This window comes from Bacillus sp. MT94, from assembly GCF_058792475.1.
In genome coordinates this window covers 324,187-338,422 of record NZ_JBXAEZ010000003.1, presented here as the reverse complement: position 1 = coordinate 338,422, position 14,236 = coordinate 324,187, and the positions used below count along the sequence as shown (strand labels likewise).

The window sequence follows — 14,236 nt, the reverse complement described above, 5'->3', positions numbered from 1 at the left end:
TATGTATGAACAAGTATAGCCTTTTTGTTTGGGTAAAAATGACTATATGAACATTTTGGTCATTTTATAAAAGGGGGAGAAATTATGAAAGGGAATCAGTTACTTCGGAAAGAGTTCACGGAAATTATAAAAAGTAAAAAAATATTAATTCCAATTATTGCGGTCTTATTCGTACCGATTTTATATGCAGGGATGTTTTTGTGGGCCTTTTGGGATCCGTATAAACAGTTAGATGACTTACCAGTTGCAGTAGTCAATTTAGATAAAGGCGCAGTATTTGATGGGAAACCAATTGAGGTCGGAAAAGGGCTCGTTGATAATTTAAAAGATAATAAAAATTTTAAATGGGAGTTCGTAAGTGAAAAAGAAGCAAAGAAAGGAATGGAAGGTAGAAAGTATTACATGTTAGTGCGCATTCCAGATGACTTCTCCAGTAATGCTACAACGTTACTAAAAGACAATCCAAAGCCATTAAAATTAGAGTACATTCCAAACGAAAGTTTAAACTTCTTATCTTCACAAATTGGCGGAACAGCCATTGAAAAAATTAAAGGTGAAGTAGCAAGTACGTTAACGAAAACATATGCAGAGAAAATGTTTGATTCCATTCAAGACGTCTCAAAAGGATTAGCAGATGGGGCGGAAGGGGCAAATAAACTACACGACGGATCAAGTGAATTGCATGATGGTTCAAGTAAAGTGACGGATGGCTTTCATACACTGCAAGGGAAGTCTGGGGAGATGAAGGATGGAGTTCAGAAATTAGCAGATGGATCTAATAAATTAGTAGATGGATCAGGCAAAGTAACAAATGGTTTAAATACGTTAAATAGCAAAACAGGTGAAATGCAGACGGGTATAGGGAAATTGCAAGATGGATCTCAGAAAGTAACAGCGGGTTTGAATACGTTAGTAAATAAATCAGGTGAATTAAAAACAGGAACGAATGAATTAGCAGCTGGTATGGAACAGCTTGTTGGAGGACAAAGTCAATTAGAGGGGGTTTCTCAAAAAATTGAAAAGGGTTTGCAAGAATTAGATAGTAAAGTGAAAAGTTCCGCTGCAGGTTTAGAAGAAATGCAGGCGAAAGTTCCTACAATATTAAATAAAGTAAATGAGAAAATAGACGGAGCTGAAAAAAACGTAAATCAGTTAAATGGATTCACTCAATCAACAGCAGGAGATGCCAAAAATGCAGCGCAAGATGTAGCTAATTTACAAAAGCAAATTGAGAGTTTACCAAAAGAATATCAAGAGCAGTTACAACCGTATATAACAAATGCGGCAAAAAGTACAGCGACAGTTCAACAAAAAGTTGCTGTAGTATCGGGTGGAACAAAGAAACTAAACGAAGAAGTAAATCAACTAAAAGGTGAAATAAATCAAAAGGCAAGTGAAATGCAAAACAAACTACCGAATTCAGGTGGGATTAATACTTTAACGGATGGTATTACGAAATTAATGAATGCGCAAAACCAATTTGTAAGTAAGTTTCACGGATTTGGTGAAGGATTAAATAATGCCAAAGTAGGTGTAAATAAATTAAATAAGGGGTCAGATCAATTAATTGATGGAGTAACTCAATTAGCGGACGGTTCAAGCAAAGTAACAGGTGGTTTAGGTACATTATCCGCAGGAGCAAATCAAATGTCAGGAGGAATAACACAATTAGTAGACGGTTCAAGCCAAGTAACAACTGGCTTAGGTACTCTAAATGGTGGTCTAAACCAAATGTCAACTGGCTCAACCCAGCTAATTGACGGCGTAAATAAACTAGCAGACGGCTCAGGAAAAGTAACAGATGGTCTCGTAAAAGTAAATGACGGCTCAGGTGAACTTGCAGAGAAACTTGGGGAAGGAGCAGAGAAAACTGGTGAAGTAAAAGGAACGGATAAAACGTATGATATGTTTGCAAGTCCTGTAAAAGTGAAGACGGAAAAAATAGCGGAAGTTCCTAACTACGGAACCGGATTTACGCCGTATTTCTTATCACTCGGTTTATTTGTTGGGGCATTATTATTATCTATCGTATACCCATTACGCGATACAGTTGGCGTTCCGAAATCAGGATTTAGTTGGTTTATTAGTAAGTTCGGCGTGTTACTATCAGTCGGTATTATTCAAGCGATAGTAGCAGATGTTATATTACTGTTCGGATTGGGTGTAGAAGTACAAAGCATTCCATACTTCATACTCTTTAGTATCATTACAAGTTTAGCGTTTATCGCATTAATTCAATGTTTAGTAACAGCTTTTGGTGATGCAGGTCGTTTTATCGCCATCATTACATTAATTATGCAGCTTACAACAAGTGCTGGAACATTCCCACTAGAGTTGATTCCGAAGTTTTTACAACCATTCAATGCTTGGTTACCGATGACATACTCTGTATCAGGATTGAAAGCAGTCGTATCGAGTGGAGACTTTAACTTCATGTGGCAAAACATAGGAATGCTCATGATCTTTATCGTTGTATTATCACTTGGAACAATCGCCTCCTTAACTTTGATGCACAAACGACAATTTAAAAATGTTGCTGAAAATCAATCGGTTGAAGCGTAAAAAAAGCACCTTTTTGGTGCTTTTTTATTTTAATAGAGGGCATTTTTTCCTTAGTTCATCTATAAATCTTTCTAAAAGCTATAGAAACGAAAGAAAAGGAATTACAACAATTTACAGAGAAACATAGGGTAGAGGAGTTGATATGATGAGAGGCAATCTTACTTATTATTTTATCGTAAATCCGCTAATCATCTTTCTTGTTTATGCCCTTTCACCTATATTGTTTGATAAAGAAGTATATACAAGTATGAAAGATGCATTTGGAATACTTACGTTCTACTATGTGTTAATGGGTGGATATTACTTTATTGATATTTTAAGTGAAAAGATAAAGAAAAAAAGTGATGGAGGATAAAAAATGACTGAAAGTGAAATGAAATTCCGCGATACGACCATTCGTAACTTTTTCGATAAAGAGGATCGTTTAAAATCGATTCCAGGTCAAAAGAAGAAAAAACTAGTATTGTTAGAGCATTTAGTTAGCAAGTTAGATGCTGGAAATCAATATACAGAAAAAGAAATTAATACATTTATAAAACAATATCATGATGATTTTTGTACAATTAGACGTGAATTTATTGTACAGGGGTTTATGGATAGAGAGGATAATATGTACCGTATAAACGGGAGAGAAGTTTGGACGAAGTGGGAGGAGTTAAAATAATGAATCAGCGAGGGGATCCCCGCTGATTATAAGCCTGTGCTAGTCTTGCTGTTTCTTTGTAGCAAGTCTATGAACGCTTCAACATTCGAACTTGTAATGTATCCAAGCGTTATATATTCATCTTCATAGTAAAATATTATTTTTTTGTCAAAGATTCTTCTCTTCGTTTCTATGGATAGAATTTTTTCATAATCAAATTCGGCAATGAATGTGTTTTTATATTGGCTAAAAAAGAGAAGTCTTTTATTAGTAGCAAGTAACATGCCAGGATATGGGACTTTATGCGTAATCATATAGCCAGTAAGTGAACATTTTAAAGTAGATAAAATCTTTTCTTCTTTATGTAATAGTTGTTTTGCAGCTGTTAATATTGGATTCATTGCATACATTCCTTTTATTTTGATGTATGAATATTGTATCAAGAGTAAAAAGATTCTCAATATGCAATATTGCATATTGGACGTTTTATAGTTTTAATATTATTTTTTAAAAGAAAAAGTACGAGGTGATTCAATGATACGATTAGCAAAAGAGGCTGATGCAGAAGCAATAATGAACATTAGAAAAGAAATTATATTATCGGAAAATACTACAAAGTTTTTCATAGTATCTCCAAAGAAATTACCGAATGATATTGATGCAGAAAGAGAAAAGATACGGAAAAGTAATGAGAGAGGTAATCTTTATATTGTGTATGAAGTAGATTATAAGGTGGTAGGCTTTTTACTTTTCAACCGATATGAACTAGAACGGTTACAACACGCAGGCACAATGGGAATGGGGATTAAAGAGGCGTATTGTAATCAAGGCATCGGTACGAAATTAATTGAATTTCTTATTAGTTGGACTAAAGGGCAGAAAGGTTTAGAGAAAATTTGCTTAGGTGTAGTTTCTGTTAATGATCGGGCAATTAAAGTGTACAAACGTATGGGTTTTGTAGAAGAAGGAAGACAACGAAAGCAAATTAAATATGAAGATGGATCATATGGAGATGATGTATTGATGGGCTTTTATATTGAATAAAGAATATATGGTATTAAGAAAAGGAATGTACATAACGTAAATTTCTAAAAGCAGTATATTGCCCCTGCATTAACAGACTTTTACCTATGTATAATATTAATATAGTAAAATCATAACAACCGATATTGCAGTTTCCAATAATATACTATATAATCAATTTAAGAAAACGTTTTCATGCAAAGGGGGAGAATTTCGTGTCGACTATAGAGGACGTGGCGAAATTAGCAGGGTTATCAAGGACAACGGTTTCTAGGGTGATTAATAATCATCCATATGTTTCAGATGAGAAGAAAAAAAGGGTTCAATTAGCAATGAAGCATTTAGGCTTCGTTCCTAATTCTGCGGCGAGAAGGCTTCGTAAACAAAAAACGGAAACAATTGCGGTGCTAGTTCCAAGGATTACAAATCCTTTCTTCAGTAGATTTATTGAAGCAATCGAGATTGCTGCTTCTGAACATAAATATAAACTGATTATTTGTCAAACAAGATATTTACCGGAAAAAGAGATGGAGTATTTACAATTATTATCTACGAAACAAGTAGATGGGATTATTCTATGTTCACTAGAAAATCCGTGGGAAGATGTAGAACCATACTTACAGCACGGTCCAATCGTGTTGTGTAATGAATATATTGAGGAAGCAAATATTCCAACAGTGAAGTTTGATCATGCGCAAGGAGCATACATAGCTGCGAAGCATGTGTTAGATCAAGGATATCGTAATCTTATTTTTTGCCGTGGTAACGAAACCAAATTAGTTAGCCAGCAGCGAAAAATGGGCTTTTTACGTGCAATAACTGAGAAGAGCCGCCAAGTAGAAGCGATTGACTTTCTTGAAAACGCTTTCTCTTGGGAAGATGGAAAACGAATATTCCATGAAGTATTAAAGGACAAAAAAAATCCTACCGCGATTTTGGCAGGAGGCGATGAGGTAGCAGCTGGAATTATCTCAGAGGCGAAGCACCATAACTGGAGCATTCCAGAGGATCTCGCTGTTATCGGTTTTGATAATCAAATATTATCGCAGATTACAGAACCAGGTATTACGACAATTGAACAGCCAATTGATGAAATGGCCCGAAAAGTTGTCGATCTGATGATGGATAAAATCCATACGAAAAATTATCGAAAAAAAGAATTGTATGAGTTTGAACTGGAGCTCTTGGTGAAAGGTTCAACGATGAAGGATAAGATGTTATTAGCCTAGTAGACTATGTCTGCTAGGTTTTTTATGTTCACAAACTACTATTCTTCGTGAACGCAATCGTCACATTTGTTATGGTATGCTTCGTGTTGCTCATCAATTTCTTTCCCACAGTGCGCACAAGTTTTCGTCGGTAAATTTCTGAAAAACTCCATTGGTTGATCGATCATGTCAATCCCTCCATTTCCATTTCTTACTATCATTGTATTAGTACAAAAAATAAAAGTCAACAACTGTTTTATAACAAAATTGAAAATTAATGAAAAAGTTTAGGAAATGGATTATAGTTAACAATGTAGGATGTAAGTAAAAAACTTTCTCAAGTACGGAGAAAAACTGCATTCCTACTCGGTTTTAGAAAGGATGGATACATATGAAAATGACTGTTGTCGGCTTTTGGGGCGGCTTTCCAGAAGCGGGAGAAGCAACGTCGGGGTATTTGTTTGAACACGATGGTTTTCGTTTACTTGTAGACTGTGGTAGTGGTGTACTAGCACAGATTCAAAAATATATAACACCATCTGATATAGATGCAGTTGTACTGTCACACTATCATCACGATCATGTTGCGGACATTGGGGTATTGCAATATGCGAGATTAATTACGAGTGCGACAACAAGGCAACTACCGGAATTACCAATATACGGTCATATGTTTGACGAGAATGGATTCCATTCTTTAACACATGAACCACATACGAAAGGAATCGCGTACAATCCAGAAGAAACACTTCAAGTTGGACCGTTCTCGATTTCGTTCTTAAAAACTGTTCATCCTGTTACATGCTTTGCGATGCGTATTACAGCTGGAGATGATGCTGTAGTATACAGCGCTGATTCAAGTTATATTCCTGAATTCATTCCATTCACAAAAGATGCTGATCTTTTCATTTGTGAGTGTAATATGTATGCACATCAAGAGGCTGCAAAAGCAGGGCATATGAATAGTACAGAAGTAGCAAGTATTGCAAAAGATGCGAATGTAAAAGAACTTTTATTAACGCACTTACCGCATACAGGCAACCCATCTGATTTAGTAACAGAAGCAAAACAAATTTTCAGTGGCCATATTACGCTAGCGCATAGTGGCTACGTATGGAACTCATGAGGTGATACGATGTTATTTATTGATAATAAAGGAATTACAGATCCTAGAATAAACTTAGCGATCGAAGAATATTGTGTGAAGAATTTAGATATTAACGAAACATATTTACTGTTCTACATTAATGAGCCTTCGATTATCATTGGTAAAAATCAAAACACAGTAGAAGAAATTAATGCAGATTACGTAAAAGAAAAAGGTATTCATGTCGTTCGTCGTCTATCAGGCGGAGGCGCAGTATATCATGATTTAGGAAACTTAAACTTCAGTTTTATTACGAAAGATGATGGAGACAGTTTCAGCAACTTCAAAAAATTCACAGAGCCTGTAACGAAAGCGCTTAGTAAATTAGGTGTAAAGGCAGAACTAAGTGGTCGTAACGACATTTTAGCTGAAGGTAGAAAAATTTCAGGTAACGCGCAGTTCTCAACGAAAGGTCGTATGTTCAGCCACGGTACGTTACTATTTGACTCTGAAATCGATCACGTCGTATCAGCGTTAAAAGTAAAAATGGATAAGATTCAATCAAAAGGTATTAAATCAATCCGTAGCCGCGTTGCGAACATTACAGAGTTCCTAAACGAAGAAATGACGACAGAAGAGTTTAGACAACTTCTTCTAGAAACAATTTTCGAAGGAGAAACAAAAATCCCAACGTACGAATTAACAGAAAATGATTGGAAAGAGATCCATAAACTTTCTGAAGAACGTTACCAAAATTGGGATTGGAACTATGGAAAATCACCGAAGTTCAACTTACAACATTCACACCGCTTCCCAGTTGGACAAGTTGATGTTCGTCTTGAAGTGAAAAAAGGAACAGTAACAGAATGTAAAATTTACGGCGACTTCTTCGGTTCACTAGATGTTCATGATATTGAAGAGCGTCTAACAGGCGTTCAGTTCGATAAAGATGCATTCACTGCAGCTTTAGAAGGCGTAGATATCGCACGCTACTTCGGTAACATTACAACAGAAGATTTCTTACATTTATTCTTCTAAAAATGAGGGAGGCTGCCATAAAGGCAGCCTCTTTCTTTTTGTAGTTTTGTCGATATAATTCCATTTACCACAAAATGTATACTTACAGGACATCTGCCTCTTATAAAGGAATATATATATGAAAAGGAGGCGGATCGATATGAAAAGGGTCATACACATTGTAATATTGCTCGGATTCGTCATTGGGATTGCAGCGTGTAACAGTGAAACTTCCTCAAGTCGTACCCTTTTATCTATCGGAAAGCCAGCGCGGGATAATGTTATATATTTTACGCATACAGATAACAAACGAAAGATACAGGATATACAGGACAGGTTTCAAAATAAGGAATGGAAAAGAAATGAAACATTCAGCACTGTTAATAAAACGCCAGATGTCGTCTTATCAATAGATGAAAACAATAAAGGGTTACCGACGTTATATGTTACCGTGTATTTTCATGAAAATGGAGCGGACGTTTTGAATTTGTATGGAGAGTATACGAACTTAAATAAAGAGGAACTTGAAAAGCTTAAAGAAAAGATGAGTGCATATTATCCTAAAATGATTTTTGGTCTAGTGTTATAAATTACTTGCAAATAAAATCCCCTTATTTTTCCAAAGTAAACTAAGAGAAGGTGATCTGTCTATATGCAGTTAATAGAATATCACTTGCTACTTTAATTTTCTTTTAATATAATTAATTTAGAATTTTTAAATATTCTAAATTTTATAAAGGTGGGGTTTTTGTGAATCTCGTTCAATCTTTGGCTGAAACGGCAAAAAAGAAGGGGGATAAACCGGCTTATATATTTATGGATCAGTCGGTCTCATATGACCAATTAAACAAAATGGTCACAAGGTTTTCTAGCAATTTAGCAGAAATGGGCATTGGAAAAGGGGACAATGTCGCATTAGTTGTTGGGAACTCACCACATTTTTTGGTCGGTTTATACGGAACAATGAAAGCTGGAGCAACTGTTATTCCAGTTAATCCAATTTATACAGCAGACGAAATGCATTACATTTTACAAAATGGAGATGTAAAAACAATCATCGTACTCGACGTCCTTCTACCTGTTATACAATCTCTTACAACAAGACTTCCTTCATTAGAAAACATCATCATATGCGAAACCTCATCAGATTTTAACCATACAGAAACCGAAAAAATGAAAACGTTTACTAGTTTTGTGGGGGCTGGAGACTTACAATACGAAGGCCCTGAACTAGATGAAGAAGATGTAGCGGTTATCCTATACACTTCAGGTACAACTGGAAAACCGAAAGGCGCTATGCTCACACATAAAAATTTATATAGTAATGCGAATGATGTAGCGTCTTATTTACAATTTACTGCTGACGATCGCGTCGTTGCGGCACTGCCAATGTTCCATGTATTCTGTTTAACAGTTGCGGTAAATGCACCGATTGTGAACGGGGCAACGATTTTAATGTTACCGAAATTTAGTCCGAAAGAAGTATTCCGTATTTGTCGCACGTACGAACCAACGATTTTTGCTGGCGTACCGACGATGTACAATTATTTATATTTATTTGAAGAAGCAAGCGCAGAAGATGTGAAGACGCTTCGTCTTTGTATTTCCGGTGGTGCATCGATGCCTGTTGCTCTTCTGCAAAACTTTGAAAAACGTTTTAACGTTATTGTTTCAGAAGGATACGGTTTATCAGAGGCATCACCAGTTACTTGTTTCAACCCGCTAGATCGTCCTCGTAAACCAGGATCAATTGGCACAAATATTTGGCATGTAGAAAATAAAATTGTAAATGAACTTGGGGAAGAAGTACCTGTCGGCGCAGTCGGCGAATTAATCGTTCGCGGACCTAACGTTATGAAAGGATACTATAATGCACCAGAAGATACAGCTGCGACATTGAAAGACGGCTGGCTATATACAGGTGACTTGGCGAAAATGGATGAAGAAGGTTACTTCTATATCGTGGATCGTAAAAAAGATATCGTCTTAGTTGGCGGTTATAACGTATACCCTCGTGAAGTAGAAGAAGTATTATATACGCACGAATCAGTAGCGGAAGTTGTTGTAATCGGTGTTCCTGATGAAAACTTAGGAGAAGCAGTGCGAGCTTACGTCGTTCTGAAACAAACGAACGTAACAGAAGAAGAACTAATGCATTACTGTACGTTACATTTAGCGAAATATAAAGTGCCGAAAAGCATTGAGTTTTTAATAGAATTACCGAAGAATACGACTGGTAAGTTGTTAAGAAGAGCATTGAGAGAGAAAGCGATGCAAGTGTAAAAATGAGGCAACCATCTTTGAAGGTGGTTGCCTCATTTTTTGTGCATTGATTAAGCTGTGGTGCCATATATTTAAAGCTTCATATGACCAACAAGGAGGAGATATACATAGAACAGAAGGGATTACGCTTACGGCGAGTGCAATATCTTATTTGTGAAATTATGGATGAACTCTGAAAATGATAAGAACGGTAATTTTAATCAAAATGGAGTAATGAACCGTGAATCAATGGCTACGGTGTTAGTAAATGCATATAAATTAGAATGGAATGAAAATAGTAAGTTACCAAAAGAATTTGCTGATCTGAAAAATCACTGGGCTCGAAGTATGCCAATATTTTAGTTTAGTAAGAAAATTCAAATTCCAAGTTGACACATATGAATTACAGAATTAAAATGAAAAGAAATCGAATACAATACATTAGAAGCTAATCAGATAAACTGAAGGCGCACAATGTTCACATTTGTGAATATATTGTGTGCCTTTTTCTATTGTATAAAATAAGGGGGCTTAACGATGAAAAAGTGGGGTAAGACAGCGTTTATGAAAAGTACAGGTGTTTTATTATCAGCAGTTGTACTTTTATCAGGGTGTGGTTCGGCAACATCCACTAGTAATTCTGAAGGAAGTGGAGATAAAAAAACAGTTGAGCTTTTAAATGTTTCTTATGATCCAACGAGGGAGTTATATCAAGATTTCAATAAAGATTTTGCGAAGTATTGGAAAGAGAAGCATGGGCAAACAGTAAATGTAAAACAATCACACGGGGGATCTGGAAGTCAAGCACGCTCTGTTATTGATGGCTTAGAAGCAGACGTTGTTACACTAGCACTTGCTTATGATATTGATGCGATTAGTAAGAAAAAACAACTAGCAGAAGATTGGCAGAAGCGACTTGCGAATAATTCCACTCCATACACGTCAACAATTGTATTTCTTGTTCGAAAAGGAAACCCGAAAGGAATTAAAGACTGGGATGATTTAACGAAAAAAGGTGTGTCTGTCATTACACCAAATCCAAAAACATCAGGCGGAGCACGTTGGAACTACTTAGCGGCGTGGGGATACGCATTGAAAAAATATAATAATAGTGAAGATAAGGCGAAAGAGTTTGTTAGCCAAATTTATAAAAACGTAGAAGTATTAGATTCAGGAGCGCGCGGAGCAACGACAACATTTGTTGAAAAAGGAATTGGTGACGTATTAATCGCATGGGAAAATGAAGCGTTATTATCTCAAAAAGAGCTTGGAAAAGATAAATTTGAAATTGTAACCCCTTCTATTAGTGTACTTGCAGAACCACCAGTAGCGGTTGTAGATAAAGTCGTTGATAAAAAAGGAACGAAAAAAGTAGCAGAAGGGTATCTTGAATATTTGTACTCAGAAAAAGGACAGGAAATTGCGGCGAAAAACTTTTATCGTCCGCGCAATAAAAAAGTAGTAGAAAAATACGCATCCCAATTTCCGAAAGTTCAATTATTTACAGTAGATGAACTATTTGGTGGCTGGAAAAAAGCACAAGAAAAACACTTTAATGACGGCGGCGTATTCGATAAAATTTATCAAAAATAATGCACTGCTAAAGGGGGATGAGGTGAAAGAGGATGAGGAAGAAGCGTGTTTTACCAGGGTTTGGATTATCGCTTGGATTTACAATGTTGTACATGAGTTTATTCGTACTTATACCACTTTCTATCGTATTTATTCAAACTTCACAGTTAGGTTGGAAGAAGTTCGCTGGGGTTATAACGAACGAGCGTGTGTTGCATTCCTATCAAGTTAGTTTTACAACTTCATTTGCAGCTGCTATTGTAAATGCCATTTTCGGTTTATTAATAGCTTGGGTGCTCGTACGCTACAAATTTCCAGGGAAACGACTATTAGACGGACTCATTGATTTACCGTTTGCACTTCCGACAGCTGTAGCTGGTATTACACTTACAACGCTTTATGCGGAAAATGGATGGATTGGAAAAATATTTAGTCTGTTTCACATAAAAGTAGCTTTTACACCACTCGGAATTATCGTTGCGCTTACTTTTATCGGTTTACCATTTGTCGTTCGAATGGTGCAACCAGTGCTGCAAAATATTGATAAAGAAGTAGAAGAGGCAGCTTCGAGTTTAGGTGCATCCCGCTTGCAAATATTTGTGAAAATCATTTTACCAGAGATCTTTCCCGCTCTTCTTGCAGGTTTTTCACTCGCATTTGCAAGAGCATTAGGAGAATACGGATCTGTCGTTTTCATCGCAGGTAATATGCCGATGAAAACAGAAATTGCACCACTGATGATTATGACGAAACTAGAACAATATGATTATGCGGGGGCAACAGCTGTAGCGACCGTGATGCTTATTATTTCTCTCCTTTTCCTTCTTCTTATTAATATGATTCAAAGCTGGAGTAGAAGGCATGAACTAAAAAGTGAATAGGAGGAGAGAAAATGGAACCAACATTATTAGAAAAGAAAATAGTAAAAAGCGTATCAGCTAAAAAAGAATCTAAGCTCGTACCAGGCGTATTAATTACGATTACAGTTTTATTTTTATCTCTCTTTCTATTACTGCCACTCATAACTATTTTTCTAAAAGCCTTTGAAAGAGGGATGGATGTATACATTGCCGCTATTACAGATCAAGAAGCATTTTCAGCAATTAGATTAACGCTTCTCGTTGCGTTAATCGTTGTGCCGCTTAATACGATATTTGGGATAGCGGCCGCATGGCTTATTACAAAGTTTCAGTTTAAAGGAAAACAAGTATTACTCTCTCTTATTGAACTGCCGTTTGCTGTGTCACCAGTTATCGCAGGATTAGTATTCGTTTTACTTTTCACACCGAGGGGTGCTCTTGGCGAATGGTTACTTGAACATGGAGTGAAACTCATTTTCTCTGTACCAGGCATTATTATCGCAACAATCTTTGTAACCTTCCCGTTCGTTGCACGTGAATTAATTCCCATTATGCAGGTGCAAGGGAAAAGTGAAGAAGAGGCAGCTTTATCACTTGGCGCAAGTGGCTGGAAAATGTTTTGGCGCGTTACGCTTCCAAATATAAAATGGGGTCTTTTATACGGCATGATTCTATGTAATGCCCGTGCTATCGGTGAGTTTGGAGCCGTTTCTGTCGTATCAGGTCACGTGCGTGGTATTACGAATACGATGCCGCTTCATATTGAAATTTTGTACAATGAATATCAATTTTCAGCAGCATTTGCAGTAGCGACGTTAATGTCATTAATTGCAGTGTTTACACTCGTTATAAAAAACGGGATTGAATGGCGAATGGAAAAACGACAATAAGAGGGGGATTACGGTGAGTATTCAAATTCAAGGTGTATCAAAGCAATATGGTACATTTCAAGCACTAACAGACATTCATTTGGATATTCCAAAAGGTGAACTTGTTGCCTTATTAGGCCCGTCAGGTTCTGGGAAAACGACGTTATTACGCATTATTGCAGGATTAGAAGAAGCGGATGGGGGTTCTATTTCATTTGATGGGGAAGATTTAACAGACATTCACGTAAAAAACAGGCAAGTCGGTTTCGTCTTTCAGCACTATGCGCTCTTTAAGCATATGAATGTATTTGAGAATGTCGCTTTCGGTTTAAAAGTAAGAAAGAAAAGCTTAAGACCGTCAGCAGAAGCGATAGAAGAAAAGGTAACAGAATTATTAAAGCTCGTAAAAATGGATGGCTTTGCTAAACGTTATCCAGCGCAATTATCTGGTGGACAACGTCAACGTATTGCACTAGCCCGGGCACTTGCAGTCGAACCGAAAATTTTATTACTTGATGAACCGTTCGGTGCACTCGATGCAAAGGTGAGAAAAGAATTACGAAGATGGCTCCGAAAATTACATGACGAATTTCAAATTACGAGCGTATTCGTAACGCATGATCAAGAAGAAGCGTTAGACGTTGCAGACCGCATCGTTGTAATGAATGAAGGCTGCATTGAACAAATGGGAACACCGGAAGAAGTATATGAAAACCCAGCAAGTCCGTTTGTATATGACTTTTTAGGAAATGTAAATTTATTTCACGGCCGCGTTCATAAAGGAAAGCTAAATGTAGGATCGGTCGAACTAGAAGCACCAGAGCATAAGCACGTTTCCAACGTAGACGGAATAGCCTACGTAAGACCGCATGACTTATCAATCTCTCGTACGAAACAAAGCGTAGATGCAATCCCGGCAAAAGTATCTTATTCTCACGCAGTCGGACCTGTCGTATATGTAGAATTAAAACGAGACGAAACAGATGAATATTTAGAAGCAGAAATTACGAAAGAACAGTTCAAACAGCTGAACATTCAAGCGGGTGATTTCGTATACGTACAGCCGAAAGAAGTGAAAGTGTTTATTCCGGAGGATTTTGTAATTTAAATAAAAACCGAACCGTCATCTAAGT

General features: G+C 36.7%; 16 protein-coding genes. 14 read left to right on the top strand and 2 right to left on the bottom strand.

Annotated elements, in window-relative coordinates; genetic code table 11:
• Positions 1–84 precede the first annotated feature (84 nt).
• The 3 genes from AC1Q51_RS13475 to AC1Q51_RS13465 all read left to right on the top strand — a co-directional run bounded on the left by AC1Q51_RS13475 (position 85) and on the right by AC1Q51_RS13465 (position 3,226).
• Positions 85–2,562: a YhgE/Pip family protein gene (locus AC1Q51_RS13475; RefSeq protein WP_492331550.1), complete on the top strand. Its 2,478-nt coding sequence runs from the start codon at positions 85–87 to the stop codon at positions 2,560–2,562.
• 142 nt (positions 2,563–2,704) lie between these two features.
• Positions 2,705–2,917, top strand: a complete 213-nt coding sequence (locus tag AC1Q51_RS13470) for a hypothetical protein (RefSeq protein ID WP_014481972.1) — start codon at positions 2,705–2,707, stop codon at positions 2,915–2,917.
• A gap of 3 nt (positions 2,918–2,920) precedes the next feature.
• Entirely contained in the window at positions 2,921–3,226 is a 306-nt protein-coding gene (locus AC1Q51_RS13465; protein ID WP_492331549.1) for a DUF2087 domain-containing protein, read from the top strand.
• Positions 3,227–3,252: 26 nt separating this feature from the next.
• On the opposite strand, the gene AC1Q51_RS13460 is transcribed toward AC1Q51_RS13465, so the two are convergent.
• A complete protein-coding gene (locus tag AC1Q51_RS13460) occupies positions 3,253–3,606 on the bottom strand; it encodes a PH domain-containing protein (protein ID WP_001068217.1) in 354 nt (117 codons plus the stop codon).
• A 133-nt stretch (positions 3,607–3,739) separates the two neighbouring features.
• Between AC1Q51_RS13460 and AC1Q51_RS13455 the strand changes: the two genes are divergently transcribed.
• Together AC1Q51_RS13455 and AC1Q51_RS13450 are read left to right on the top strand one after the other, a co-directional pair.
• Complete coding sequence (locus tag AC1Q51_RS13455; protein ID WP_065228438.1) at positions 3,740–4,249, top strand: GNAT family N-acetyltransferase; 510 nt, start codon at positions 3,740–3,742, stop codon at positions 4,247–4,249.
• Between the two features lie 194 nt (positions 4,250–4,443).
• Positions 4,444–5,457, top strand: coding sequence for a LacI family DNA-binding transcriptional regulator (locus AC1Q51_RS13450; protein WP_000103711.1), 1,014 nt, complete (start codon positions 4,444–4,446; stop codon positions 5,455–5,457).
• A gap of 38 nt (positions 5,458–5,495) precedes the next feature.
• Here the strand turns inward: AC1Q51_RS13450 and yhfH are convergent, their stop codons facing one another.
• Positions 5,496–5,624 carry a protein YhfH gene (gene yhfH / locus AC1Q51_RS13445; protein ID WP_000567010.1) on the bottom strand — a complete coding sequence of 43 codons (129 nt, stop codon included), beginning with the start codon at positions 5,622–5,624 and terminating at the stop codon, positions 5,496–5,498.
• A 203-nt stretch (positions 5,625–5,827) separates the two neighbouring features.
• Here yhfH and AC1Q51_RS13440 point away from each other — a divergent pair, with 203 nt between their 5' ends.
• The 9 genes from AC1Q51_RS13440 (at position 5,828) to AC1Q51_RS13400 (ending at position 14,211) form a co-directional block, all read left to right on the top strand.
• The gene (locus tag AC1Q51_RS13440; protein WP_098014900.1) at positions 5,828–6,562 is read left to right on the top strand and encodes an MBL fold metallo-hydrolase; all 735 of its coding nucleotides are present in this window, start codon (positions 5,828–5,830) and stop codon (positions 6,560–6,562) included.
• 9 nt (positions 6,563–6,571) lie between these two features.
• Entirely contained in the window at positions 6,572–7,561 is a 990-nt protein-coding gene (gene lplA / locus AC1Q51_RS13435; protein ID WP_016513154.1) for a lipoate--protein ligase, read from the top strand.
• Positions 7,562–7,700: 139 nt separating this feature from the next.
• Positions 7,701–8,129: a hypothetical protein gene (locus AC1Q51_RS13430; protein WP_000832165.1), complete on the top strand. Its 429-nt coding sequence runs from the start codon at positions 7,701–7,703 to the stop codon at positions 8,127–8,129.
• A 161-nt stretch (positions 8,130–8,290) separates the two neighbouring features.
• Positions 8,291–9,823 carry a fatty acid--CoA ligase family protein gene (locus AC1Q51_RS13425; protein WP_053565058.1) on the top strand — a complete coding sequence of 511 codons (1,533 nt, stop codon included), beginning with the start codon at positions 8,291–8,293 and terminating at the stop codon, positions 9,821–9,823.
• A 165-nt stretch (positions 9,824–9,988) separates the two neighbouring features.
• The gene (locus AC1Q51_RS13420) at positions 9,989–10,165 is read left to right on the top strand and encodes a hypothetical protein (protein WP_001986183.1); all 177 of its coding nucleotides are present in this window, start codon (positions 9,989–9,991) and stop codon (positions 10,163–10,165) included.
• Between the two features lie 174 nt (positions 10,166–10,339).
• Complete coding sequence (locus tag AC1Q51_RS13415; RefSeq protein ID WP_492331548.1) at positions 10,340–11,395, top strand: sulfate ABC transporter substrate-binding protein; 1,056 nt, start codon at positions 10,340–10,342, stop codon at positions 11,393–11,395.
• 32 nt (positions 11,396–11,427) lie between these two features.
• Entirely contained in the window at positions 11,428–12,255 is an 828-nt protein-coding gene (cysT, locus tag AC1Q51_RS13410) for a sulfate ABC transporter permease subunit CysT (protein WP_001227879.1), read from the top strand.
• Positions 12,256–12,266: 11 nt separating this feature from the next.
• A complete protein-coding gene (gene cysW / locus AC1Q51_RS13405) occupies positions 12,267–13,124 on the top strand; it encodes a sulfate ABC transporter permease subunit CysW (protein ID WP_097925339.1) in 858 nt (285 codons plus the stop codon).
• Between the two features lie 13 nt (positions 13,125–13,137).
• A complete protein-coding gene (locus AC1Q51_RS13400; RefSeq protein ID WP_016513149.1) occupies positions 13,138–14,211 on the top strand; it encodes a sulfate/molybdate ABC transporter ATP-binding protein in 1,074 nt (357 codons plus the stop codon).
• Positions 14,212–14,236 lie beyond the last annotated feature (25 nt).

Excerpts from the sequence above, each read along its gene's own strand:
- yhfH (WP_000567010.1), bottom strand. The coding sequence starts at position 5,624 with ATGATCGATCAACCAATGGAGTTTTTCAGAAATTTACCGACGAAAACT.
- AC1Q51_RS13470 (WP_014481972.1), top strand. The coding sequence starts at position 2,705 with ATGATGAGAGGCAATCTTACTTATTATTTTATCGTAAATCCGCTAATC.
- lplA (WP_016513154.1), top strand. The coding sequence starts at position 6,572 with ATGTTATTTATTGATAATAAAGGAATTACAGATCCTAGAATAAACTTA.
- AC1Q51_RS13440 (WP_098014900.1), top strand. The coding sequence starts at position 5,828 with ATGAAAATGACTGTTGTCGGCTTTTGGGGCGGCTTTCCAGAAGCGGGA.
- AC1Q51_RS13455 (WP_065228438.1), top strand. The coding sequence starts at position 3,740 with ATGATACGATTAGCAAAAGAGGCTGATGCAGAAGCAATAATGAACATT.
- cysW (WP_097925339.1), top strand. The coding sequence starts at position 12,267 with ATGGAACCAACATTATTAGAAAAGAAAATAGTAAAAAGCGTATCAGCT.
- AC1Q51_RS13415 (WP_492331548.1), top strand. The coding sequence starts at position 10,340 with ATGAAAAAGTGGGGTAAGACAGCGTTTATGAAAAGTACAGGTGTTTTA.
- AC1Q51_RS13420 (WP_001986183.1), top strand. The coding sequence starts at position 9,989 with ATGAACTCTGAAAATGATAAGAACGGTAATTTTAATCAAAATGGAGTA.
- AC1Q51_RS13430 (WP_000832165.1), top strand. The coding sequence starts at position 7,701 with ATGAAAAGGGTCATACACATTGTAATATTGCTCGGATTCGTCATTGGG.
- AC1Q51_RS13465 (WP_492331549.1), top strand. The coding sequence starts at position 2,921 with ATGACTGAAAGTGAAATGAAATTCCGCGATACGACCATTCGTAACTTT.
- AC1Q51_RS13475 (WP_492331550.1), top strand. The coding sequence starts at position 85 with ATGAAAGGGAATCAGTTACTTCGGAAAGAGTTCACGGAAATTATAAAA.
- AC1Q51_RS13460 (WP_001068217.1), bottom strand. The coding sequence starts at position 3,606 with ATGAATCCAATATTAACAGCTGCAAAACAACTATTACATAAAGAAGAA.
- cysT (WP_001227879.1), top strand. The coding sequence starts at position 11,428 with ATGAGGAAGAAGCGTGTTTTACCAGGGTTTGGATTATCGCTTGGATTT.